Source organism: Thioclava sp. NS-SX20 (assembly GCF_057380695.1).
The window spans coordinates 194,091-219,660 of record NZ_JBXXRY010000003.1; the positions used below are offsets into that span (position 1 = coordinate 194,091).

The following is a 25,570-nucleotide window of genomic DNA, read 5'->3' on the forward strand; positions in this document are numbered from 1 at the left end:
GAACGCGCAATGATCGCCTGTGATGCGCAGGCTGTGGCCAACCTGTTTCTGGAAACGGGATACTGGCGCGATCTTGCCGCCTTTACATGGAACCTGAAAACGCTGGAAGGCCGTCCGGCCATTGCCGATATGGCCGCAGTCCAGCTGCCGGTGATCCGCACGCATTCCATCCATCTTGATCCCGCCGAAGCGGTGAGCGAGGCCGATGGCGTGACCGAGGGGTGGTTGCAACTGGAGACCTCTCTGGGGCGCGGCGTGGGCTATATCCGTATGAAAGAGGGGAAAATCTGGACCCTTCTGACCACGCTGCACGAACTGAAAGGTCATGAAGAGCCCCGCAAGCTGCGCAGACCTATGGGGGCAGAGCATGGCCATGACCCGAACCGCCTGACGTGGAAGGAAAAGCGCGAGCACGAGGCATCGACCCTTGGTGTCGAGACCCAGCCCTATGTGCTGATCATCGGTGGCGGTCAGGGCGGCATCGCTTTGGGGGCGCGGCTGCGCCAGCTGGACGTGCCGACCATCGTGGTCGATGCGCATGAGCGTCCGGGCGACCAGTGGCGCAAGCGGTATAAATCGCTCTGCCTGCATGATCCGGTCTGGTATGACCACCTGCCCTATATTCCCTTCCCCGACAACTGGCCGGTTTTTGCCCCCAAGGACAAGATCGGGGACTGGCTCGAGATGTATACCCGTGTGATGGAGCTGAATTACTGGTCCTCCACCCGTGCCAAATCCGCGACCTATGACGCGGCCAAAGGCGAATGGACGGTGGTGCTGGACCGCGCGGGGGAAGAGATCACGCTGCATCCCAAGCAGCTTGTGATGGCCACGGGCATGTCGGGCAAGCCCAATATTCCGAGCTTCAAGGGGCAGGATGTCTTCAAGGGGGAACAGCAGCATTCCAGCCAGCACCCCGGGCCTGATGCCTATCGCGGCAAGAAGGTGGTGGTGATCGGGGCGAATAACTCGGCCCATGATATCTGTGCCGCCCTTTGGGAAAACGGCGCGGATGTGACGATGGTGCAGCGGTCCTCGACCCATATCGTCAAATCCGACAGCCTGCGCGAGGTCTGTCTGGGCGCGCTCTATTCCGAAGAGGCGGTGGCCAATGGCATCACCACCGATAAGGCGGATATGATCTTTGCATCGCTGCCCTACAAGATCATGCATGAATGGCATGTGCCGCAATATGCCGAGATCAAGAAACGCGATGCCGATTTCTATCGCGACCTTGAAAAGGCGGGGTTCATGCTGGATTTCGGGGATGATGAATCCGGTCTATTCATGAAATATCTGCGTCGGGGGTCGGGCTATTATATCGATGTGGGGGCCTGCGATCTGGTGATTGACGGCTCGATCAAGCTGCAATCGGGCAAGGGTGTCAGCCACCTGACCGAAGATGCGGTGGTGCTGGAAGATGGCACCGAGCTGCCCGCCGATCTGGTGATCTATGCCACGGGCTATGGCTCGATGAATGGCTGGGCGGCGGACCTGATTTCGCAAGAAGTGGCGGACAAGGTTGGCAAATGCTGGGGCTTGGGGTCCGATACCACCAAAGATCCCGGCCCGTGGGAAGGCGAACAGCGCAATATGTGGAAGCCCACGATGCAGGAAGGGTTGTGGTTCCACGGCGGCAATCTGCACCAGTCGCGCCATTATTCGCGCTATCTGGCCCTGCAGCTCAAGGCACGTCACGCGGGGATCGAGACACCGGTTTACGGGCTTGAGCCGCCGCATCATCTTAGCTGACCTGCACCGCGACAAAGCTCTGGCCCCGCATGGCATATGCGGGGCCGGAGCGCAGGGGATGACAGGCCGGCGCATCCCGGGATTGCGCAATCAGCCGCCGCCCCGATCCTTATGCTAAGTGCATAAAATGCCGCGATCCTTGCATCGCACTCCCCGACAGTCCGAAAGCGCGTGCTCTCTGGAGCTGTTTCAGCGGGGTGTTCCGCCCGATCCCGCCCGATCCCGTGCGTGCCGCGCGCCGTTACCGTGTCTGCGCCATCAAGGCCACATCTTGGGCATAATACTGGCGGATCTTTGCGCGGATCTCGTCTGGAAAGAACGATTCCGCCTCGATCATCGGCAGTTTATCCAGCACTTCGGGCAAAAGCTGGTCTGCCCCGAAATGCGCTTGCCCGACGCCGCTGCCGGAGCGGTTCACCGGCGGGCGTTTGAGCTCGATCCCCGACATCTGCTCCAGATCCTGCACGGCGCGGTCGAGATGGTCGAAGTCGTAAAGCGCGCTCCAGCGATGTGCGCCCAGATACAGATGCTGAGGCCGCCAATGCGGGTCCAGCTGCTCGGGCGGTTGGGACAGGATATGGTTGACGAAATCCCGAAACCGGATGCCGCGATGGTAATCGGGGGTCTCCAGCCCCTGTGCTTTCTGGACAGCTTCGATGACCGGTCCGGTATGATAGCGCAGATTGGCCGCATCAAGGCGGTTCACCACGAATTTCTCGATATAGGCCGATAACAGGCGGCGCAGCGGATCGCGCAGGATCGCGAAACTGTAAAGGTCGGGGTCGCGCCAGATCGCATCAATCTCTGTCTCGCTATAATCCGAAAGCTGCAGGCCCGTGCAGATATGATCGGTCAGTTGGTGGATCGACCGGTCCAGCACCGCCCGCGCGGGATGCTGCGCCAGTGTGACCATCGCCCGCTTGAAGAAACTACAGGCATTCTTGCCGATGGGGCAGTAAAGGATGCCAAGATCGCGCGCGATGAAATATTGCCGCTCCGGCCAAGGCAGATTGGTCTTTTGCGCTTGTGCCGAGGCCAGAAATTCTTTCGAACCGAAGAGCGCACCGATCAGGGCGCCGAAATCCGCAAACTGGTTCCGGGCTTGCGGGTTCGGGTCGCGCTGCAGGAAAAGCTGGAACGCATCACGCAGAAGTTCGGGCGGCACGGAGGGGGCTGTCTTTTGGGTGGTCAGGGTCATTCCGCAGCCTCTTTCGGGGCGTGATCAAGCTCTGCCAGTATCTCCTCAAGCCGCGCATTGTAGCGTGTAGCGATGGCTTCTGCCGAGAAATTCCGGCGGATATGATCCAGCGCATGGGCCGTTTTGGCTGCCCGTGCCACCGGATCGTCATAGACGCGGCGCAACTGTCGGGCCGCCGCCTCCACATCGGGTTCGGCCCAGACCGCCCCCTTCGGCGTAAAGATGTAATCGCCCTTTTCCAGACCGATCTCGGTGCAGGGCACAAGCCATGCCGTTTGCGCATCGCAAAATTCCAGATTGCCGGAATAGGCCGAACAGACCACCGGCACACCAAGGCTCATCGCCTCGATCATCCCGAAGCCCCATCCTTCGGAGCGATGCAGCGAAAGGTAGCAATCCGAGCCCTTCTTGAGATGCAGCAGATCCCTGTAGGTCAGCGTCTCGTTCATCAGCAGGATACGCGGATCGCGGGTCATCATGGCTTCCATCTCGTCCCAGATCCGGATCTGCACCGGATCGAAAACCGACTGCCGGTTCTGGGTTTTGACGATCAAACGCGCATCGGGCACCCCTGCGAAGGCCTTCTGGAAGCTGCGCAGCGCGTTAAGCGGGTTCTTGCGCTGCACGAACGAAAAACTGTCGAAGGCCACCAGGCAGATGAAATGCCGCGCCGACAGACGGAAGCGTTTTTCGACGAATTTCCGTGCCTCCTGCCGGTCGATATCGTCATTCGGTTCGAAACACATGCCGACATTGCAGACGGGGCCGTCGAATTCGGGGCGGTAAATCCGCACGCCGTAATCGGACGAAAGCCAGATTTCATCCAGCATCTCCAGGGCCAGATAGTGGCAGGCGGCGGGGCGGTCGAGCTCCCAGTAGAAATAGCCGATATTATAGGCGCCAGAGAAGACATCGGGCTGATAGGCAAAGGCCAGCGGCACGGATTCAGCATTGAGATGGATCAGATTGACTCTGGCTGGACCATAGGCGTCCATGCGCGCCTCCGAGCTGAACCCCTCGGGAGCGGGGTTGTCCATGTCGAAATCGACACAGCGCAGGTGTTTTCCGGTGCGCGAGAGAATGTCTGCCGACAGGCGCGCGGCCTGCCCCAAGCCCGAAGCCTTGGCCAGGGGGCCGATCAGCTGGATATCGGCCAGCGCCCCTTGCGGCACGGGCAGGGCTGCGGCTTCCAGCCGGTGGCCCGCGTCGCAACAGGTCAGGAAGGACAGGCTGTCGAGGTCGAACCCCTTGAGGCGCACGCTATGGGCAAAGCTGGCAAGCGGGAAGGTGCAACTGTCGCGCTCCAGAAGCTGCGCCAGAAACAGTTCCAGTTCGGAACGGCCCTGCCCGTCAACGGGGGTCAGCAGCCGCATGAACAGCTCGCGCGGGATGTAGCGCAGAATATCCGGCCGTTTGAGGGCCATCACCATCAGGATCAGATATAGCTGCTTGCGGCTTTCGGCACAGCGTCCGGGGGCCAGAAAATGCAGCGTGACCGTCGCATTGAAAAACCGTTCGCTGAAGGTGGTCAGGGGCCAGTCATCGCAGAGGCGCGAGGGTTGGATATGGCGCATCAGATCGGCCATCTTCTGCGGCACAAGGCAATCTTCCAGTTTCAGATGGGCCGCATCCTGCCAGAGCCACCAGAAGACCATCCGCACATAAGAGGCGCGGTCGTTCAGGTCCAGATCGGCCAGCAGATCTCGCCGCCCGCACAACCGCCACCACATGGCGCGGGTCAGGCTATGGCGCGCGCCTCCCATGACAAGCGGCTCGTTGAGATAGGCGATATCCTCCGCGCTCAGGGGAATGCGCTGTTTTCGGGTCGCATTATAGGTGGTGAGGTAGAAATACAGAAAGCGGTCACGCTCTGTGTTCTCCGGCGTGACGGGGAATTCCTGATCGACGCGATTGCGATGGCGGGTGAATTCCAGATAGCCGGGCAGGCCGCTCGGGGCACATTGGTCAGGGGGAATAACGGGATCTGTCGCAAAAAGCGCCTGATGCGGAAGCAGCATAGGGGCGGGCGACGGGGTCGCTGTCTGGGGGGGCGTCTCCCCATCCAGACCCCCTGCGAGACCGGCCAGATCCTCGGTCAGGAAGCGGCGGATCAGTGTCGTCATCTCGGGGGTGGCGGGGGCGGTTTCAGGTTTGGGGGTAAGGTGCAGCCGACCGATCTCGCGCTCGGTCGTGCCATGTGTCCGGATCACCACCTCGCCGCCGGCCTGTCTGATCTGGTCCATCAACGAGGCAGAGAGCGCAAAGGCAAACCCGCACTGAACCGTGCAGCCGTAATGTGCTTTGACATCATCGCGCGGATGCTCGACCGCCACCACATCCAGCAGCAGATCCTCCGTATAAAGGCCAACGCGCAGGTCCGACTGCTGCGGCTGGCGGGTGTCATAAATCCACCCGCGCAGCGTGCCATCCTGATCGAAGACACCCTCGACATGGCCACGATAAGGGGCCTGTTTGCGACGTATTTCGCGGCGCAGCTTCAGCGTTTTGCCGTAAGACAATGCCTTGCGCCCGTAAGACCAGACACCGCCTGCCTTGCGCAGGCCACGCACCGCATTCCGCATGGGTTCCCTCCCTTTGACGACGCTTTCCTAGAGGCCTGCCACCGAGCGCGCCTGCCCTAGCGAAGCTGCCTTGCCTGCGCATCGTAATCGGCTTTCGCCATCATCATAGCGAGGCTGCGCACATCTGTTTTGGCCTTCCAGCCCAGTTCGTTACAGGCTTTCGAGGGATCCCCGAGCAACAGATCCACTTCGGCGGGGCGGTAGAATTTGGGATTGACCTGCATGAGGCGGCGCCCGCTGAGACGGTCGTAAGCGGCTTCCTGTGGCCCCTCTCCTTCCCAGATCACCTCCATATCCAGCGCTTCCCCGACATAGGTGAAGAAATCGCGGATGGTGGTGCTGGTACCGGTGGCCAGAACGAAATCGCCAGCATTTTCGCGCTGCAGCATCCGCCACATGCCTTCGACATAATCCCCCGCAAATCCCCAATCGCGCTTGGCCGCCATATTGCCAAGTTCCACCGGCGCATTGGCCCCATGCGCCAAAGCCGCCAGACCCATCGAGATTTTACGGGTGACGAATTCCTTGCCACGCAGCGGGCTCTCGTGATTGAACAAGATCCCCGAGGAGGCATGCATGCCGAAACTCTCGCGGTAATTGACCGTCATGTAATGGGCGAAGACCTTCGACACGCCATAAGGCGAGCGGGGATAGAAGGGTGTGCTTTCCAGTTGCGGAACGGCCCGGACCTCACCGAACATTTCCGAGGTCGATGCCTGATAGAAACGGCATTCGGGGCGCAGGCTGCGCAAGGCATCGAGAATGCGCACCACGGCCATGCCGTCGATCTCGGCGGTGTAAACGGGAAGATCCCACGAGGCCCCGACAAAACTTTGCGCGGCAAGGTTGTAGAATTCATCCATCGGCACATCGCGGATGGTGCGGAAGATATTGTTGGAATCACTCAGGTCGAAATCATGGAAATGGACCTGATCTGTAATTCCCAGCGCATCAAGCCGTGCCATGTCCGGCTGTGAAATCCGCCGCACACCCCCATGAACTTCATAGCCTTTTTGCAGAAGGAGGCGGGCAAGATAGGCTCCGTCCTGTCCGGTCACGCCGGTGATAAATGCAGTCTTGGTCATTTGTCCCTCATTGAGAAATCTCAAGGATCAACCCGAAAGTGCAACATACTGAACGCTAGGGTAAGGATAGTTAACAAAAGCTTACTTGGGAACGGTTTTTCTCTTTCAGGTTGTCTTTTCTGGCCGAGGGACGATCAGAACTGGCAGCTGTCATAATCGATTTCGCTGATCAATGTGTTGCGCAAGACCACCTCGACATCCTGATCGATGAAAATCGCATCATCCCCCTCTTGCGAGAACTGGGCGCGGATATCCTCGATGCTCTGATAGCCAAAGCCTTCAAAAGACATGCAATCCCAAGGCTGATAATCCACCACCAGATGCGTGCCCGGTGTGTCGGCGGAAAACACGAAGCGGTCCGCCATCATCCCGCCAAACAGGATATTGTCTCCCGCTCCGCCCTCAAGCTGGTTCCACTCGCCCTGATCGACCATCCAGTTTTTCAGCGGGTCCGCCATCTGTCGCGTAAATTCGCCGCTTTGCGAGAACCCTTCCACCACATCGGCGCGGCTCCAGCCCTGATCTTCCATCCGCGCGCACCAGTCGGCCAGCCCCGCCGAACCGGGTGCCCGCCCCAGAACGTTCTCGTAAAGCAGCGTGACGAAGGCTTCGTTGTCCAGTTGGCCATAGCTTTGCTGGAATTCGGTCGAATTGACGAAGCCGGAGACGACATCCTCAAAGGGCGTGCCCTGCGACAGGGCGGTGGTCCATGCGGTGATCCCCCCGAGGTCGGGCGCCCGTCCCAGCGTCGCTTGATAGAGGCGGAACACATCATCCACCCAGTCCGACTGATAACCCGCGCGCGACATGTCCAGAACCTCGGATTGCATGGCGCGGCTGAATTCGGTGCTTTCGGAAAAGCCCACCACCACATCGGCGCGGGTCGTGCCGTCCTGCGCCAGATAGGTCGTCCAGCTTTTCAGACCGGCGGCATCGGGGGCGCGCCCCAGCACGTTCTGATACAGCTGGGTGACGAATTGCGTGTCATTCAGCTCGCCGTAAGTGTCCTGAAACTCGGCAGAATCGACAAAGCCCTGCGCCACTTCAGTCAGCGTTTTCTCTCCGGACAGGATTTGCGCGGTCCAATCCAGATGGCCTTCGGCATTGGGGGCGCGGTCCAGAGTGGCCTGAAACAGCCGGACAACCTGCGCGGAGGCCGTATCGAATTTGCCCTCTTCGATCTCGCCCAGCAGAAGGTCATTGCCCTCTCCTCCCAGCAAGGTGTCGGCCCCGCGCCCGCCGGTCAGCGTATCCGCACCGCTATCCCCCTCGATCCAGTCATTCTGGGCCGTGCCGACCAGATGCTGCGGCCCGACCGTGAGACTGCTGACATCGACATGCCAGATATCGCGCAAATCGGAAATGTCGAAATCGGCGGCGCTCAGGCTTCTGCCATCTGACGACATCACCGTAAGCGTTTCGCCCCCGATGGTGATCTGCGCCCCGCCCGTGATGGATTTTATCGTCAGCGCATCGACAGTATAGAACCGCCCGATCTGGGACAGGTCGATCCGGTCAACCCCCACCTCGAAATCCTCGATCCGGTCGGTCGCGCCGTCTTTGGTGAAGACGAATATATCCGCCCCCGCGCCGCCCCACAGCCGGTCGGCCCCCGCGCCATCGGTCAGAATGTCATCGCCCGCCCCGCCCCTGAGCGTGTCCTTGCCGTCGCCGCCCATCAGCACATCATCCGCGCCGCCGCCCGTCAGGGCAGATCCTGCATCCTCGGCCAGCAAGGTTAGACCGGGATCGACCTCGACCCGATAGAGCGAGAGCGCCGCGACACCGCTTTCGGCCTCGCCACGCCCTGCCGCATACAGTCGCAATTCGCCGTCCACCACGGCCAGTTCCAAGGCCGAAGGGGCCTCCAGCGCCATACCTGTGGTATCGGCCAGCGTTTCAAGATGGACCAGACGCCCGTCCGGCAGCAGGGTCATCAGACTTATGCCGTCATCACCGCCACCGGCCACCACATAGGCGCGCCCGTTGTGATTGATCGCCTCCAGAACGGTGAGTTGCCCGAAGCGCGTCGTGAGATCGTCATTGACCTGATCGGTGATGGTCAGCCGTCCATCCGCTCCCAGAGCCGCGACGGAGACAGAGCCCGATCCCTGCGCGCCGACCAGCACAAAGACCTGATCGCCCAGTGTAACCTGTGCCAGAGCCACCGGATCAGAGACGGCCAGCCCGTCATTCAGGTCAAGATCGCCCTTGGCGGTCACCTTGCCCGTATCGGACAGGCCATAGCAATTCAGCGAGGGGGGCTGGCCCGAGAGCGCCAGAATATAGCTTGCCCCGTCGATTGTGACGGTTTCCAACGCCGTCAGGTTGCCCGCTGCGATATCGGCCCGTGCCGTCAGGGTGAGCCCGTTATCCGCGCCGACAGACCACACCGAGAACCCGCCCTGCGCGCGCCCTGCGCCCACCAGAAAGTTCTGGCCGCCCTGTGTGACGACTTCCAGTTGGTCGAGGGCGTCAAGGCTCCCGTAATCAAGCGTGAACGCCTGATTGAGCGTGCCATTATTGGCCACCCAATAGCCTGTGACGCCGCTGCTGTAAGGCCCCGAGACCAGCAACGCGGCCTTTCCGTTCAGGTCGCAAAGCGCGATTTCGACAGATCCGGACAGGCCGGACCCGCTGGGATAGGCGGCCAGATCCAGCAGTTTGGCCCCCGTTTCGGCATCGCGCACAACGATGCCCCCTCCCTCGCCGGAGGCCTGATATAACAGGCTGCCATCCAGCGACAGCATCAGATCGTCGATTTGCGTCATGTAACGGCTGGTGCCAGAAGTCACCATGCCCAGATGCGTCAGATACCCCATCACCTTTATCCCGACCCAGCACGAGGCCATGACCAAGCGCCCGACCCCGTTTGTTCCCCACATTGCCAAACATGCAAACAAAGCCTGCCCGAAGCCGGATCAAAATGAGAACGAAACAAGGCTTTTCGCTTGGATTTTCGTCAAATGCGGTATGTCGGGACGGGGCTTGCGGCTGCCAGTGGCCCGCGCTCTGGCTTTGGGTCCGGCCCCGGATGTGCGCTGGACAAGCGCCGTGCCAAGGCGCAAAGATGGCCCCATGACCGGACCGCTGACTTCTCTTCTGACCTTTGCCCAGACGCCGCATGTGCGGATCATCATGGCGTGTCGTAACGGGGCCGCCTATCTGCCCGAGCAGCTTGCAAGCTTCGAGCGCCAGACCCACCGGAACTGGTCGCTTGATGCCAGTGACGACGGCTCGACCGATGCCACACGCGAGATTCTGGAAGCCTTCCGTAAGCGTCATCCCCAACAGGTGCGCCTCTTTGATGGCCCCAAAGCCGGCGTCGCCCCCGCCTTTCTGACACTGGCGGCACGGGCGGCCAAAGAGGCTCCGGAGGCGGTTCTGGCCTTGTCCGATCAGGATGACGTCTGGTCCAAGGTCAAGCTGGCCCGTGCCTTGCGCTGGATGAAACGCACAGGCGATCTTGGTCATGATCCGCTGGTCTATGCCAGCCGCACCATTCTGACCGATACCCGCCTGAACAAGCTGGGCCTGTCGCATCTGCACCGGCGGGGGCCATCTTTCCGTAACGCGCTGGTGCAGAATATTCTGGGCGGCAATACGCTGATGCTGTCGCCGCCCGCCGCCGCCATTCTGGCACAATCGGCGCAGGCGGCGATTGCGGCGCGGGTCTCCTATCATGACTGGTGGATCTATATCATGCTCTCCGGCGCGGGAGCCGAGATCTTCAATGATCCCAAGCCGACCCTCTATTACCGTCAGCACGGGTCGAACCAGCTTGGGCATCACGGGCCGGTGCGGGGGCGGCTCAAGCGGCTGGGCACGGTGGCCAAGCGCCATTATGCAGAGTGGCTTGATGCCAACTTGGCCGCACTCTGGGCCAACCGTCTGGCCCTGACCCCCGAGAATGACGCGCTGCTGACCCGCTTTGTCGCGGCGCGCAGAACAGGTGGCGGGGCCTATGCCCGTGCGCTGCGCGAACTGAATATCCACCGCCAGACCCTGCAGGGGGACCGTGTGTTGCAGGTCATGGCCCGCACCGGACGGCTGTGACCGCTAGAACCATATCGCCCCGCCCAGCATCAGCCGCAAGACGCCCGTCTGGCCGCTGACCCCGAGGCGGGCGTAAAGCTGTTTGGAATAGCTGCGCGCCGTCTCGCGTGACCAGCCAAGCGCCTCGCCCGCAGCGTTGAGCGATAGCCCGTCGCACAGGCAGATCGCCAGCCGCGCCTCGTTTCGGGCCAGTCCGTAGAACTGCATCACATGATTTTCGCCAAGCTCGCTGGCCGCGCGGGGTTGCCGCAGCAGCCCCAGCACCGACACGGCCGACGGATCGGCCCGCAGCACCAGTTGCAATGGCCGCGCAAGCGACAGATCCAGCATCCCCGCCATCCTGACCACCTCGCCCGATATCGGGGCGATCTGACCCAAGGTCGCACGGAACTGCCGCGCCAGATCGGGGGTGGCAAATTCCGGCCAGCCCTGTTCGGTGATGTGCAAAGCGGTGCCCTCCAGCCTTTGCGCCAGACCCTCGGACTGGGCCAGAACCCGCCCCGCCCCCGAAAACCGCAGCCAGAAACCGCCCAGATCCTGCCCGATCTGCCGTTCCTTGCGGGCGCGCAGCCGTTCGGCCTGAAGCGCCTGCCACGAGATCAGCGCCGGACCGAGATACGGGGCCAGACGTGTCAGCCCGACCCCGTCGCGGGCACGGAAATCGGTTCCGTGGCGGGCGACCCAGATCACGGCATGGCTGGTGGCATCCACCCGCCAGCGCAGAACCCTCAGCGCCATCTCGCCTGCCTGATAGGCTGGCAGGTCGGTCTGGCTATAGACCCGCTGGCTGCGCAGGCGTTCATAGGTGTCGCGCTCGAACTGCGGCACGGCATGGCCCCATGCCCAGCTTTGCCCCACCGCTGTGCCGCGCAGCTGGACAAGCCCCGCCCCGTCGCCGCCGCTCATTTGCGCCAGAGATTGCAGGAAATCCGGCCACAGATCACGCGCGGGGGACGTGCCCGTTTCGGCCACGGGCAACTCTGTCACCCCCGAGGCGGCGGCAAAGAGTGATTTGAGAACAGTCTCTTCGCTATAGATCACGGCAGCGTTTCCAGAAAAAACCAAATACCCCCCATATGGGAGGTTCGCGACCAAAGTGACAGGCTTACCTCTGGTGTCAACACGAAGTTTGACCAGAGACCATCATGACCAAGACATCTCTTACCCATCTTCAGCGGCTGGAAGCCGAGAGCATCCATATCCTGCGTGAAGTCGTGGCCGAGGCGGAAAACCCCGTAATGCTTTACTCCGTCGGCAAGGACTCGGCGGTCATGCTGCATCTGGCGAAGAAGGCCTTCTACCCTGCGCCGCCGCCCTTCCCGCTGCTGCATGTGGACACCACGTGGAAATTCCGCGCGATGTACGAGCTGCGCGACAAGGCGGCAAAAGATGCGGGGATGGAGCTTCTGGTCTATCAGAACCCCGAAGCCAAAGCCAAAGGCATCAACCCCTTCGACCACGGCTCGCTGCATACCGATATGTGGAAGACCGAAGGTCTGAAACAGGCGCTGGACAAATACGGCTTTGACGCGGCCTTCGGTGGCGCGCGCCGCGACGAGGAGAAATCCCGCGCCAAAGAGCGTGTGTTCTCCTTCCGCACCGCCCAGCACCGCTGGGACCCGAAGAACCAGCGCCCCGAGCTGTGGCGCCTGTATAACGCCCGCAAGAACAAGGGCGAATCGATGCGGGTCTTCCCGATCTCGAACTGGACCGAGCTGGACATCTGGCAATATATCCACCTTGAGGGCATCGAGATCGTGCCGCTGTATTTCGCAGCTCCGCGCCCGACGGTGGAACGCGATGGCATGATCCTGATGGTGGATGACGACCGCTTCCGCCTGAAAGAGGGCGAAGAGCCGGTGATGCGCTCGGTCCGTTTCCGCACGCTGGGCTGCTACCCGCTGACCGGCGCGGTCGAGAGCCAGGCCACCACGCTGCCGGAGGTCATTCAGGAAACGCTGCTGACCACCACCTCGGAACGTCAGGGCCGTGCGATCGACCATGATCAGGCCGCCTCGATGGAGAAGAAGAAGCAGGAAGGCTACTTCTGATCGCTTTTGGCTCGGGCCGGAAGGCCCGCCTCTCTCCGGATATAAGAATTCAGGTGCACGCACATGACCACCCAAACCAATGACCCGATCTATAAGACCGACGCGCTGATCGCGGAAGATATCGACCAGTATCTGCAGGTCCACCAGCATAAGACCATGCTGCGCTTCATCACCTGCGGCTCGGTCGATGACGGGAAATCGACGCTGATCGGGCGTCTGCTCTATGATAGCAAGATGATCTTCGAAGACCAGCTGGCGACGCTGGAAGCCGATTCCAAACGTGTCGGCACCCAGGGCCAAGAGATCGACTTCGCGCTTCTGGTTGACGGTCTTGCCGCCGAGCGCGAGCAGGGCATCACCATCGATGTGGCCTACCGCTTCTTCGCCACCGAAAAGCGCAAGTTCATCGTCGCCGATACCCCCGGCCACGAGCAATATACCCGCAATATGGTCACCGGCGCCTCGACCGCCGATCTGGCCGTAATCCTGATCGACGCGCGCAAGGGCGTGCTGACCCAGACCAAACGTCACTCCTATCTGGTGAAACTGCTGGGCATCAAGAATGTGGTGCTGGCGGTCAACAAGATGGACCTTGTGGGCTATAGTCAGGAAACCTTCGACAAGATCGTCGCCGATTACACCGAATTCGGCAAAACCATCGGGCTGGAAGATTTCGTGCCGATGCCGATTTCGGGCTATAAGGGCGACAATATCACCACATCGTCGGACAATATGCCGTGGTTCACCGGCACGCCGCTGCTGCCGCATCTGGAAACCGTCGAGATCACCTCGTCGCATGAGCCTGTCGATGCGCCGTTCCGTATGCCGGTGCAATGGGTGAACCGTCCGAACCTCGACTTCCGCGGCTTCGCGGGGTTGATTGCCTCGGGTCGTGTCAGCCCGGGCGATGAAATCCGCGTGCTGCCTTCGGGCAAGACCTCCAAGGTTGCGAAAATCGTCACCTTCGAGGGCGACCGCGACGAGGCGATTGCCGGTGAAGCGGTTACCCTGACGCTGGAAGACGAGATCGACTGTTCGCGCGGGCAGGTCATTGTGGCGGCGCAAAGCCCGCTGGAAGTGGCCGACCAGTTCGAATCCACCATCATCTGGATGGACGAGGAAGAGATGATCCCCGGTCGCGCCTACTGGCTGAAGATCGGCACCCAGACCGTTTCGGCCACCGTTCAGGCGCCGAAATACGAGGTGAACGTCAACACGCAGGAACATCTGGCGACCAAGACGCTGGATCTGAACGCCATCGGCGTGGCCAATATCACCACCGACCGCGAGATCCCCTTTGCGCCCTATGAGGAAAACCACGACCTTGGTGGCTTCATCCTTATCGACAAGATGACCAATCAGACGGTCGCCGCCGGTATGCTGCATTTCGCGCTGCGCCGCTCGACCAATGTGCATTGGCAGGCCACCGATATCTCGCGCGAGAGCCATGCGGCGATGAAGAACCAGAAGCCCGCCGTGCTGTGGCTGACCGGCCTTTCGGGTTCGGGCAAATCGACCATCGCCAATATCGTCGAGAAGAAGCTGGCGCGGATGAACCGCCACACCTTCCTTCTGGATGGCGATAACGTGCGTCACGGGCTGAACAAGGATCTGGGCTTCACCGAGGCCGACCGGATCGAGAATATCCGCCGCGTGGGCGAGGTCGCCAAGCTGATGACCGATGCCGGTCTGATCGTGATCACCGCCTTCATCTCGCCCTTCCGTTCGGAGCGCGACATGGTGCGCTCCATGATGCAGCCGGGCGAGTTTGTCGAGGTCTTCGTGGATACGCCGCTGGAAGTGGCCGAAGAGCGCGATGTGAAGGGTCTCTACAAGAAGGCCCGTTCGGGTCAGTTGAAGAACTTCACCGGTATCGACAGCCCCTATGAGGCGCCTGACAATGCCGAGCTGCGCATCGACACCACCGAGATGACGCCGGAAGAGGCCGCCGATCTGATCATCGCGCGCCTGATTCCGTAACAAACGGTTTTCATGCCGGTTCTCTGCGCCCCGCCTTGATCGGCGGGGCGTTTTGCATGCAAAATCGCCTTTTCCGCCCCGATATTCTGGTCACAGCCGCGCGAGAGCCGTGTGAAAATTTCAGATATCCCGAGCGATCAGCAAGTTTTCACCATTCCGCCGAAATATCCCGCAATATAAGTTTTTGTTCTCTTTTACGTGACGATGAATGCTTGGAATGGCTTGTCATATCGAATTTTGCCGATACCTTCTTTCATGTTTTACCGGATAGTCAAAATTCCGGAAGACCGGATGGCCTTCACAACCGAGGCCCTCCGATGTGACAGAGAGGGGAAATCATGTCGAAGATGACGCGTAGCCTTTTGGCTGCTTCTGCACTCATGCTCGGGCTTTCGGCACCGGCATTCGCGAAAACTTTTGTCTATTGCTCGGAAGCCTCGCCCGAAGGCTTCGATCCCGCGCCCTATACCGCTGGCACGACCTTCGATGCCTCGGCGCATCCGGTCTTCAACCGTCTGGTGGAGTTCAAGAAGGGCACGACCGAAATCGAGCCGGGTCTGGCGACGTCTTGGGATGTGTCCGATGACGGCCTGACTTACACGTTCCACCTGCGCCCCGATGTGAAGTGGCAATCGGTTCAGGGCTATGCGCCCACCCGCACCATGAATGCCGATGACGTGATCTTCAGCTTCGACCGTCAGGGCAATGCGGAAAACCCGTGGCATGACTATCTGCCCGGCATCACCTATGAATATTACTCGGCGATGGAGATGGCCGATCTGATTTCCTCGATCGAGAAGGTCGATGATCTGACGGTCAAGATCACCCTGACCCGTCCCGAAGCGCCCTTCCTCGCCAATCTCGCAATGCCCTTCATGTCGATCGTGTCGAAGGAATATGCCGATACGCTGGCCAAAGACGGCAAGCAGGCGCAGTTCAATCAGGTGCCCGTGGGCACCGGCCCGTTCCAGTTCGTGGCCTATCAGCAGGATGCCGTCATCCGTTACAAGAAAAACCCCGACTACTGGGGGACCGCGCCCAAGATCGATGATCTGGTCTTTGCGATTACCCCCGAGGCCTCGGTCCGGCTGCAGCGCCTGCAGGCCAATGAATGCCAGCTGATGCCCTATCCCTCGCCCGCCGATCTGGAGGCGATCAAAGCCGATAGCAATCTCAAGCTCGATAGCCAGCCGGGCCTCAATGTGGCCTATCTGGCCTATAACACCACGGTCGCGCCTTTTGACAAGCCCGAGGTCCGCCGCGCCCTGAATATGGCGATCAACAAGCAGGCGATCATCGATGCGGTCTTCCAAGGCGCGGGCGAAGTGGCGACAAATCCGATCCCGCCGACCATGTGGTCCTATAATGACAGCATTCAGGACGATCCCTATGATCCCGAGAAAGCCAAGCAGATGCTGGCAGATGCGGGGGTGAAGGATCTGGATATGGAAATCTGGGCGATGCCCGTCCAGCGCCCCTATATGCCCAATGCGCGGCGCACCGCCGAACTGATGCAGGCCGATCTGGAAAAGGTGGGCGTGAAGGCGTCGATCGTCTCCTATGAATGGGGCGAATATCTGAAACGCTCCACCGATCCGGCGCGTAAGGGTGCGGTGATCATGGGCTGGACGGGTGACAATGGCGACCCCGACAACTTCATGGGCGTGCTCTTGAGCTGTGCGGCTACGGGCGATGGGGGCTCGAACCGTGCGCAATGGTGCAACAAGGATTTTTCGGATCTGATCACCAAGGCCAAAGCCACCACCGATCAGGCCGAGCGCACCAAGCTCTATGAACAGGCGCAGGTGATCTTCAAGGATCAAGCGCCGTGGGACACGCTCGCGCATTCCACCCAATATGTGCCGATGCGGAAAAATGTCGAAGGCTTCGTGATGAGCCCTCTGGGGGATTTCACCTTCGAAACCGTCGATCTGAAATAAGCCTCGCGTCCATCCATATCGGGCGCGCGGGCAGTTTCCGCGTGCCCCATTGCAAGGCGATGACATGATCCGCTTCTTCCTGAACAAACTTCTCTATCTGGTGCCGACGCTGATCGGCATCACGATTGTGGCCTTCGGCTTTGTCCGCGTGCTGCCGGGTGATCCGGTGACGTTGCTTGCGGGCGAAAGGGGCATCACCCCCGAACGCCATGCCCAACTGGCCGCGCAACTGGGCTTTGACCGCCCTGTCTGGGCGCAATATCTCGACTTCCTCTGGCGGCTTCTGCATGGTGATTTCGGCAATTCGATCGTGACGAAAAAGCCGGTGCTGGATGAATTCCTGCAGCTCTTTCCCGCAACCGTGGAACTATCGCTTTGCGCGATCCTCCTCGCCACGCTGATCGGCGTGCCGGTGGGGGTGTTGGCGGCCGTCAAGCGTGGCAGCTGGTTCGACCAGATCTCGATGACCACCGCCCTTGTCGGCTTTTCCATGCCGATCTTCTGGTGGGGACTTTTGCTGATCATCTTCTTCTCGGGGACCTTGGGCTGGACGCCGGTCTCGGGGCGGATGTCGCTGATGTTCTTCTTTGACACGCCCACGGGCTTCATGCTGATCGACAGCCTTCTGTCGGGGCAGGAAGGGGCGTTCCGTTCGGCGCTCTCCCACTTGATCCTGCCCTCGGTGGTGCTGGGCACTATTCCGCTGGCGGTGATCGCGCGGCAGACCCGTTCCGCCATGCTGGAGGTGATGGGCGAGGATTATGTCCGCACCGCCCGCGCCAAGGGCATGACGGTGCGTCGCGTCGTCATGGTCCATGCGCTGCGCAATGCGATGGTGCCGGTGGTGACCACGATCGGCTTGCAGATCGGGTTGTTGATGGCCGGCGCCATCCTGACCGAGACCATCTTCAGCTGGCCGGGAGTCGGTAAATGGATGATCGATTCCATCTCGCGCCGTGATTATCCGGTCGTGCAATCGGGTCTTCTGCTGATCGCGGGCGTTGTGATGGTGGTGAACCTGATCGTCGATCTGACCTATGGCCTCATCAATCCGAGGATCCGCCACAAATGAGCACAACTCTCCAAATGACCGACGGCCAGATCCGCCGGAAAATGATCGCGGATTTCTGGCATGATTTCCGGCGCAACAAGGGCGCCGTGGTTGGGCTTTGCGTCTTCGCGCTGATGGTGCTGGTGGCGGTTTTCGCGCCGCTTCTGGCGCCGCATGAGGCAGCGACGCAATATCGCGATGCGCTTCTGGTGCCGCCCTCATGGGCCGAGGGCGGGCGCCCCGAATTCCTTCTGGGCACCGATGCGGTTGGTCGCGATATGCTGTCTCGGTTGATCTATGGCTCGCGCTATTCGCTGTTTATCGGCGTGGTGGTGGTGCTGGTGGCGTTGTCGGGCGGGATCATTCTTGGGCTTCTGGCCGGTTTCTTTGGCGGCTGGGTCGATACCGTGATCATGCGGGTGATGGATATTATCCTTGCCTTCCCCTCGCTTCTTCTGGCTCTGGTGCTGGTGGCAATCTTGGGGCCGGGGCTGACCAATGCGATGATCGCCATCGCCATCGTCTACCAGCCGCATTTCGCGCGCCTGACCCGCGCCGCTGTCATGGGCGAGAAATCGCGGGATTATGTCGTGGCCGCCCGTATGGCGGGCGCAGGGCCTCTGCGGCTGATGCTGAAGACCATCCTGCCGAACTGTCTGGCACCGCTGATCGTGCAGGCGACGCTGTCGTTTTCTTCGGCCGTGCTAGATGCCGCCGCCTTGGGGTTTCTGGGCATGGGCGCACAGCCGCCCTCGCCCGAATGGGGCACCATGCTGGCCGAGGCGCGCGAGTTCATCCTGCGGGCATGGTGGGTTGTGACCTTTCCGGGCCTTGCGATCCTGATCTCGGTTCTGGCGATCAACCTGATGGGCGATGGGCTACGCGACGCTCTTGACCCGAAACTGAAACGGAGCTGACATGGCCCTTCTATCCATTAAGAACCTGACGGTCAGCTTCGCCACCTCTTCCGGCCCCTTCAAGGCGGTGGATGGGATCGACACCCATGTGGATGCAGGCGAGGTGCTGGCCATTGTGGGCGAGTCTGGCTCGGGCAAATCGGTCTCGATGCTGGCGGTGATGGGGCTTTTGCCCGACACCGCCACCGTCACCGCAGACGAGATGAGCTATGACGGGCGCGACCTTTTGCATCTGTCAAAGGCCGAACGCCGCAAGCTGATCGGGCGCGAGATCACGATGATCTTTCAGGAACCCATCGCCTCGCTCAACCCTGCCTTCACGGTGGGCTTCCAGATCGAGGAGGTGCTGCGTCTCAATAAGGGTCTGGGCAAACGCGAGGCACGGGCGCAGGCGATCCGGCTGTTCGAACAGGTGGGCATCCCCGAGCCCGCCACCAAGATCGACGCCTATCCGCATCAGATGTCGGGCGGTCAATGCCAGCGGGTTATGATCGCTATGGCCATCGCCACCGGCCCGAAACTGCTGATTGCCGATGAGCCGACTACGGCGCTGGATGTGACGATCCAGAAGCAGATCCTTGATCTGTTGATGGACCTGCAGGAGGTGCATGGGATGGGGTTGATCCTGATTACCCATGACATGGGTGTGGTCGCCGAAACCGCCGACCGCGTGATGGTGCAATATAAGGGGCGTAAGATGGAGGAGGCTGATGTGCTGACGCTTTTTGAGGCGCCGCAGCATCCCTATACCCGCGCGCTTTTATCAGCACTGCCGGAGCTTGCCACGGGCGACCGCCTGCCCACGGTGTCGGACTATTATACGGAGGAAGGTGCATGAGCACAGTCATTCAAGGGCGCGGCCTGACGCAGGATTACCATGTGTCGGGCGGTCTTCTTGGCCGCGCGAAGACCGTGCGCGCCGTGAAAGGTGTTGATTTCGCCGTTGAGAAGGGCAAGACGCTGGCCATCGTGGGCGAGAGTGGCTCGGGCAAATCGACGCTCGCGCGGATCATCGCTTTGATCGATGCGCAATCGGGGGGCAGCCTCGAGATTGGCGGTCAGCCTGTCGATATCTCGAAGCGCAAGCCTGACCACAAGTTGCGCTCGATGGTGCAGATGGTGTTCCAGAATCCCTATGGGTCGTTGAACCCGCGTCAGAAGGTGGGCGATTGCCTGACCGAGCCTTTGTTGCTGAACACTCGGCAATCTGGTCCCGAGCGACGCAAGAAGGCCGAGGCAATGCTGGAGAAGGTCGGGCTGCAGGCCGCGCATTTCAACCGCTATCCGCATATGTTCTCGGGCGGGCAGCGCCAGCGGATCGCGATTGCGCGGGCGCTTATGCTCAACCCCGAGCTTCTGGTGCTCGATGAGGCGGTTTCGGCACTGGATCTATCGGTGCAGGCGCAGGTTTTGAACCTGCTATCGGACCTGCAGGAGGAGCTTGGCCTGACCTATGTCTTCATCAGCCATGATCTGTCGGTTGTGCGCTATATCGCCGATGAGGTCATGGTGATGAATAAGGGTGAGGCGGTGGAACAGGCCTCGCGCGAGGCGATTTTTGCCGATCCGCAGCACCCCTATACCCGCCAGCTTTTCGCGGCGACTCCGGTGACTGATTTGGCGGCTATTCGCGCAAGGGTGGCGCGCAGGAAGGCCCGCGCGCCCGTTCTTTGATCAGATCTCCTTCAGCGCGGCTTCAACCGTGCTGAGGAGCCGGTCCACATGGGAGGCATCAAAGATCAGCGGCGGGCGGATTTTCAGGATATTCGCCCCCGGCCCCGTTGAGGAAATCAGAACGCCTTTCTTGCGCATCAGATTGACGCAGGCGGTGGCTGTCGCGGCATCATGGGTCTTGGTGGCGTGGTCGGTCACGAACTCGCAAGCTACATACATGCCCACCCCTCGCACATCGCCGATACGTTCGTCCTTCAGGCTGCGCAGGCCCTCGCGGATGGCATCGCCCATACACACGGCATTGGCCAGCAGATTATCCTCGCGGATCGTGTCGAAGACGGCGCGGGCTGCGGCGATTGCCACCGTATTGCCGCCGAAGGTGTTGAAATAGCGCAGGTCCTGCCCGAAGGGCGCGACCACATCATGGCGGACCGCGATCCCTGCCACCGGAAAGCCATTGCCCATCGGCTTGCCCATGGTGACGATCTCGGGGTCGATGCCCAGACGCTGATAGCCCCACATCGCCTCGCCCGAGCGGCCAAAGCCCGATTGCACCTCATCGGCGATCATGATGCCGCCATGGGCGCGCACGACTTCGGCCACGGGCGCCAGAAGGCCCTTCGGGTCGGAATAGATACCATCGGAGGAAAACAGGCTATCGGCGATGAAACAGGCGATGCCATCGCCATGGCGCTCCAGATCCTCGATCTGGGCTTTGACCTCGGCGGCCATTTGCGCGCCCAAAGTGGCCACATCGCGGCGGTAGCTATCGGGGGCGGAGACGCGGCGCACCCATGTGCCCAAGGGCGATTTCGCGCCCAGCGAGGGCGAATAGCCCGCCGTCAGATGCGAGGTGCCGTGATAGGCCTCGGAGGTGATGATCACCCCGCGCTTGCCGGTCTTATGCATGGCGATACGAGTGGCCAGATCATTGGCCTCTGACCCCGTGCAGGTGAACATCATATGGCCATTGGCGGCGATCTGCCCGCCGAATGTCGGCAGCATTTCCTCGGCCAGATCAAGGATGCCGTCCTGCACATAGCGGGTATGGGTACAAAGCTTGCCCATCTGCGCCGAAACCGCCTCGACCACGCGGGGGTGAGCATGGCCCAGCGAAACCACATTGTTATAGGCGTCCAGATAATCGCGGCCATCAAGGGCATAAAGATAGGCGCCCTCGCCGCGGTCAACCGTCAGGGGCTCTTGGTAAAACAGCCGGTAGGCAGGGCCCAGCAGGCGGCTGCGGCGGTCGATACGGTCTGCCAGCGCGGGGTCAAGGTCGCCCGCCTTCGAGGGATCGAACCCGTTGACCATACCGATGACGGGTTTGTCGAGGGTATCTGTATTCATGAGAAACTCCGGAGAGGGGCACGCAGGATATCCTCGACCTCAGCGGTCGGGCGCGCCAGAAACCATTGAAGCTGCGCCCAGCTGGGCGCAGCCTTGCGTAGGATATAGGGGGCGTTCTCGGGCATGAGGGCCGCGCGGTATTGGGTCATCACCGCCCGTACCAGAACCCGCGCCATGACCATATGGGGCACCATAGCGAGGTCTGTTTTGGCGATGGGCGCAACCTCCAGATAGCCCGCAAGCACCGGATAGGCGGGGGCGAAAATATCCTGATCAGGGGTGAAATCGGTCAGGATCTGCCCCATCAGCGCCACCGCCAGATCAATCGCCACCGCCGATTCCACCACATCGCCGAAATCGATGACCCCCGTCAGGCGGCCCGTTTCGGGATCGGCCACGATATTCGAGGCGTAGAAGTCATTGTGCACCACCTGACGCGCGAGCGCGGGGATGCGATGCGCCACCTCGGCCAACCGCGCGAAGGCTTCGCCCGCAAGCGCGTGATGCTCGGGGGGCAGGCTGACCTCGGCCAGCAAGGGCCGCAGGCGCATCACATGCTGCACATCCCAGACCAGCTCGCGGTTTTGCGCAGGATGGGTAAACCCCGAAAGCGCCAGCCGCAATTCGCCCAACACCCGCCCGATCTCGGGAAGGGTCTCGGGCGCAAGGTCCATCATATCCAAAGGCGTGCCTTCGACGAAACTGAGCAGCCGGTAGAACCGCCCCGAGGCAGGCTCGCGTAGCATCCCCTCGCCCGAGGTCGCACGGATCAGCCGCGGCGCGGGGCGGGTGAAATGCACGGCCAGATGGTCAAGTACCGCATTCTGAAAGTCCAGCTCGGCTTGCGTTTCATCGGGATTGGCGATCTTCAGGATATAGCGGGCGTCCGGCGCGCTGATCAGATAGGTGTCGTCCTTTTCGGTCTCAAGCCGCTTCATGCCCCCCGAAATACCATAGGTCTTCTGGCAGAGCGCTGCGGCCTCTTCGGGGCCGATACGGGTGAAACGGGTGGCCAAACCGCCCTGCCCTGCAAAGGCAAGCGCGTCCTTCAGGTCTGTCATATCACTCTCCGGCTGTGGCCCGCCCCGTTTCGGGACAGGCCAGAGGCTATCAGCTGCGCGGAGCATCCACAAACGGCGTCGGATGAGCCGCCTGATAGGCCGCCGCCAGCGCCAGAACCACTTCGTCTTCGAACCAGCGGCCGACGAATTGCAGACCGATCGGCAGGCCATCGGCATCAAAGCCGCAGTTCACCGAAACGGCAGGCTGTTCGGTCATATTGAACGGATAGGTAAAGGGCGACCAATCCGTCCATTCGGTCATACCCGAGCCGGGCGGCACATCGACGCCTGCCTCAAAGGCGGTCAGCGGCATGGTGGGCAGCATCAGCGCGTCATAGCGTTCATGGAACTTGGCCATGGTCACCTTCAGCTGGGCGCGGATCTGATCGGCGGCGATAAAGTCGCGCGCGCTCAGAAGCCGCCCCTGCTCGGTGATCGACACGAAACCGGGGTCCATCTTGGCAATCTGCTCAGGCGTCGGGTTGACCTGCTCGACCGCCCAAGCTTGGGCTGCATACCACAGATCCAGAAGCGCCTGCTGCGGGCTTGCAAAGCCGGGATCGGCCTCTTCGACAATCGCGCCCAGATCGGCCATTGCCTTGGCGGCACGGTCCACGGCCTCGGCCACCGCAGGGGCCACGGGCGCACCATCCAGCGTGCGGGCATAGGCGATGCGCATGCCCTTGATCGAGCGGCGGCTGGCGGCCGCGAAATCGGGCACCTCCTTGGGCGAGCGGCCATAAAGCGCATTCACCGAAGGCCCCGCCACCGCATTGAGGAACAGCCCGCTATCTTCGACCGTACGGGTCAGCGGACCACGGTGGGCCAGTTCAAACAGCCCCGTGGGGGCGGTCGAGGGCACCCAGCCGAAGGTCGGCTTGATCCCGAAGACCCCGCAGAAGGACGACGGAATCCGGATCGAGCCCGCCCCGTCCGAGCCTTCATGCAGCACCCCCATATTCAGCGCCGCCGCCACAGCCGCCCCGCCCGAGGACCCGCCCGAGGCGCGCGCGGTATTCCACGGGTTGAGCGTGTTGCCGCCCTCCGGCCCATGGGTCAGACCCTTCCAGCCAAATTCCGGCGAGGCGGTGGTGCCCAAAATCGGCGTGCCGGCCTGACGCAGCTTGGTGACGATTTCCAGATCGGTGGGCGACGGCTCTTTCTCGCCCAGAACCGAGCCCTTGCGGAAGGGGATGCCCTTCACGCGGGTGAGTTCCTTGATGGTGGCAGGCACCCCGTCGATGGGCGAAAGCGGCGCGCCCTTGGCCCAGCGAGCCTCGGAGGCGCGCGCCTCGGCCAGCGCCTCTTCGGCCACCACATAGACGAAAGCATTGACCGCACCATCGAATTTCGCGATGCGGTCAAGCGAGGCCTGCACCGCCTCGACGGGCGAGGCCTCTTTGGCCGCATAAGCGCGGGTCAGTTCGGTGGCGCTCATCTCGCCCAGATCGGTTTTGTCGATCACATCCATTGCTTAAGCCTCCTCAAGAACGCTGCGTGCCAGATCGGTTTCGGCCAGCGCATCCAGCGCGCGACCGATGGCGGCGATCATCTCGTCCACCTGCTCGGCGGTGATAACCAGCGGCGGGCAGAGGCAGATCGCATCGCCAATCGCACGCACGATCAGACCCTCTTCCAGCAGGCAGGCCTGCGCCAGTTGACCCATCTGGCCAACCTTATCGGTGCCCTTGATCTCCAGCGCACCGATCAGCCCGACGCCCCGCGACCACAGCGCCATCGGATGGCTTTCCAGCCCCCTCAGCCCCGAGAGGAACTGGGCTTCCAGACGGGCGGCATTGCCCACCAGATCACGCTCTTCGATGATCTTGATATTCTCAAGCCCCACAGCGGTGGCCACAGGGTGGCCCGAGGCGGTATAGCCATGCGCAAACACCCCCAGACGGTGGCTTTCATCGGCGATAGGGTTGTAGAAATCATCGCTCATCATAATGGCCGACAGCGGCATATAGGACGAGGAAATCTGCTTCGAGACCACCATCACATCGGGCGTGATGCCATAGACCTCACAGGCAAACATCTTGCCCGTCCGGCCAAAGCCACAGATGACCTCATCGGCCACCAGAAGGATGTCATATTTGCGCAAAACGGCCTGAATGGCCTCCCAATAGCCCTTGGGCGGCACGATGACACCGCCTGCGCCCATCACCGGCTCGCCGAACATGGCGGCGATAGTCTCGGGGCCTTCGCGCAGGATCAGCTCTTCCAGCGCCTCGGCCATACGGGTGGAGAATTGCTCTTCGGTTTCGCCTTCCAGATGGTCGCGCGGGTAATCGGGCGTCAGCGTATGGATCATCCGGTCAAGCGGCAAATCAAAACTGCCGTGGTTTGCCGGAATACCGGTGACCGAACCCGCCGCGATCGTCACGCCGTGATAGCCCTTCACGCGCCCGATGATCTTTTTCTTCTCGGGCAGACCCAGCGCGTTCGAGCGATACCAGATCATCTTCACGACCAGATCATTGGCCTCGGACCCCGAGGAGGTGAAATGCACGCGGGTCAGATGCTCGGGCGAGATCTGCACCAGCTTCTCGGCCAGATCGACCGAAGGGCCATGCGCCTTATAGTTGAAGCTGTGGTAATAGGGCAGCTTCTGCATCTGCACATAGGCCACATCGGCCAGACGCTTTTCATTGAAGCCCACGGCCACCGACCACAGACCCGCAAGCCCCTCGATATAGCGCTTGCCCGCTTGGTCGAAGACATAGATGCCCTCGCCGCGGTCGATGATCAGGCCGCCCTCTTCCTCATAGCGGCGCAGATCGACCGAAGGGTGGAACTGATAGGCAATGTCGCGCGCTTCGATGGAATTGGGCGCAATGGTTTTCGATTGAGACATCTTCGTCGTCCTTGGT

At 61.3% G+C, this 25,570-nt stretch carries 18 protein-coding genes; 9 read left to right on the top strand and 9 right to left on the bottom strand.

Features of this window, described 5'->3' with window-relative positions; translation table 11 throughout:
- The first annotated feature begins 9 nt into the window (after positions 1 to 9).
- Complete coding sequence (locus AC2ISB_RS16575) at positions 10 to 1,752, top strand: flavin-containing monooxygenase (protein WP_330647280.1); 1,743 nt, start codon at positions 10 to 12, stop codon at positions 1,750 to 1,752.
- 241 nt (positions 1,753 to 1,993) lie between these two features.
- Here the strand turns inward: AC2ISB_RS16575 and AC2ISB_RS16580 are convergent, their stop codons facing one another.
- The 4 genes from AC2ISB_RS16580 to AC2ISB_RS16595 form a co-directional block, all read right to left on the bottom strand.
- Positions 1,994 to 2,950, bottom strand: coding sequence for a sulfotransferase family 2 domain-containing protein (locus AC2ISB_RS16580; RefSeq protein ID WP_339109633.1), 957 nt, complete (start codon positions 2,948 to 2,950; stop codon positions 1,994 to 1,996).
- Positions 2,947 to 5,532, bottom strand: coding sequence for a glycosyltransferase (locus AC2ISB_RS16585; RefSeq protein ID WP_486577267.1), 2,586 nt, complete (start codon positions 5,530 to 5,532; stop codon positions 2,947 to 2,949). Before AC2ISB_RS16585 ends, AC2ISB_RS16580 begins: the two co-directional genes overlap by 4 nt.
- Before the next feature lie 56 nt (positions 5,533 to 5,588).
- Positions 5,589 to 6,617, bottom strand: a complete 1,029-nt coding sequence (gmd, locus tag AC2ISB_RS16590; RefSeq protein WP_330647075.1) for a GDP-mannose 4,6-dehydratase — start codon at positions 6,615 to 6,617, stop codon at positions 5,589 to 5,591.
- Between the two features lie 134 nt (positions 6,618 to 6,751).
- Entirely contained in the window at positions 6,752 to 9,439 is a 2,688-nt protein-coding gene (locus AC2ISB_RS16595) for a DUF4214 domain-containing protein (protein WP_486577268.1), read from the bottom strand.
- Positions 9,440 to 9,695: 256 nt separating this feature from the next.
- Between AC2ISB_RS16595 and AC2ISB_RS16600 the strand changes: the two genes are divergently transcribed.
- Positions 9,696 to 10,673, top strand: a complete 978-nt coding sequence (locus tag AC2ISB_RS16600; RefSeq protein WP_339109636.1) for a glycosyltransferase — start codon at positions 9,696 to 9,698, stop codon at positions 10,671 to 10,673.
- A gap of 3 nt (positions 10,674 to 10,676) precedes the next feature.
- On the opposite strand, the gene AC2ISB_RS16605 is transcribed toward AC2ISB_RS16600, so the two are convergent.
- Complete coding sequence (locus AC2ISB_RS16605; protein ID WP_406721693.1) at positions 10,677 to 11,714, bottom strand: helix-turn-helix transcriptional regulator; 1,038 nt, start codon at positions 11,712 to 11,714, stop codon at positions 10,677 to 10,679.
- A gap of 104 nt (positions 11,715 to 11,818) precedes the next feature.
- Here AC2ISB_RS16605 and cysD point away from each other — a divergent pair, with 104 nt between their 5' ends.
- From cysD to AC2ISB_RS16640, 7 genes are all read left to right on the top strand, one after another.
- Positions 11,819 to 12,724, top strand: a complete 906-nt coding sequence (cysD, locus tag AC2ISB_RS16610) for a sulfate adenylyltransferase subunit CysD (RefSeq protein ID WP_330647071.1) — start codon at positions 11,819 to 11,821, stop codon at positions 12,722 to 12,724.
- 63 nt (positions 12,725 to 12,787) lie between these two features.
- A complete protein-coding gene (cysN, locus tag AC2ISB_RS16615; RefSeq protein WP_330647070.1) occupies positions 12,788 to 14,704 on the top strand; it encodes a sulfate adenylyltransferase subunit CysN in 1,917 nt (638 codons plus the stop codon).
- A 338-nt stretch (positions 14,705 to 15,042) separates the two neighbouring features.
- A complete protein-coding gene (locus tag AC2ISB_RS16620; RefSeq protein ID WP_486577269.1) occupies positions 15,043 to 16,644 on the top strand; it encodes an ABC transporter substrate-binding protein in 1,602 nt (533 codons plus the stop codon).
- Positions 16,645 to 16,708: 64 nt separating this feature from the next.
- On the top strand, positions 16,709 to 17,716 hold the full coding sequence (locus tag AC2ISB_RS16625; protein WP_486577270.1) for an ABC transporter permease subunit: 1,008 nt from the start codon (positions 16,709 to 16,711) through the stop codon (positions 17,714 to 17,716).
- Positions 17,717 to 17,730: 14 nt separating this feature from the next.
- Positions 17,731 to 18,612, top strand: a complete 882-nt coding sequence (locus AC2ISB_RS16630; protein ID WP_486577291.1) for an ABC transporter permease subunit — start codon at positions 17,731 to 17,733, stop codon at positions 18,610 to 18,612.
- A gap of 1 nt (position 18,613) precedes the next feature.
- On the top strand, positions 18,614 to 19,450 hold the full coding sequence (locus AC2ISB_RS16635) for an ABC transporter ATP-binding protein (RefSeq protein ID WP_486577271.1): 837 nt from the start codon (positions 18,614 to 18,616) through the stop codon (positions 19,448 to 19,450).
- A complete protein-coding gene (locus AC2ISB_RS16640) occupies positions 19,447 to 20,286 on the top strand; it encodes an ATP-binding cassette domain-containing protein (protein WP_486577273.1) in 840 nt (279 codons plus the stop codon). The genes AC2ISB_RS16635 and AC2ISB_RS16640 overlap by 4 nt, the downstream gene beginning before the upstream one ends.
- Here the strand turns inward: AC2ISB_RS16640 and AC2ISB_RS16645 are convergent, their stop codons facing one another.
- Genes AC2ISB_RS16645 through AC2ISB_RS16660 form a run of 4 tightly spaced genes read right to left on the bottom strand, consistent with a single transcriptional unit; the run spans position 20,287 to position 25,554 of the window.
- A complete protein-coding gene (locus tag AC2ISB_RS16645) occupies positions 20,287 to 21,636 on the bottom strand; it encodes an aspartate aminotransferase family protein (protein ID WP_486577274.1) in 1,350 nt (449 codons plus the stop codon).
- Positions 21,633 to 22,697 carry a phosphotransferase gene (locus AC2ISB_RS16650; protein WP_486577275.1) on the bottom strand — a complete coding sequence of 355 codons (1,065 nt, stop codon included), beginning with the start codon at positions 22,695 to 22,697 and terminating at the stop codon, positions 21,633 to 21,635. The genes AC2ISB_RS16645 and AC2ISB_RS16650 overlap by 4 nt, the downstream gene beginning before the upstream one ends.
- Positions 22,698 to 22,746: 49 nt before the next feature.
- On the bottom strand, positions 22,747 to 24,168 hold the full coding sequence (locus AC2ISB_RS16655; RefSeq protein ID WP_341485770.1) for an amidase: 1,422 nt from the start codon (positions 24,166 to 24,168) through the stop codon (positions 22,747 to 22,749).
- Positions 24,169 to 24,171: 3 nt separating this feature from the next.
- On the bottom strand, positions 24,172 to 25,554 hold the full coding sequence (locus AC2ISB_RS16660) for an aspartate aminotransferase family protein (RefSeq protein WP_486577276.1): 1,383 nt from the start codon (positions 25,552 to 25,554) through the stop codon (positions 24,172 to 24,174).
- Positions 25,555 to 25,570 lie beyond the last annotated feature (16 nt).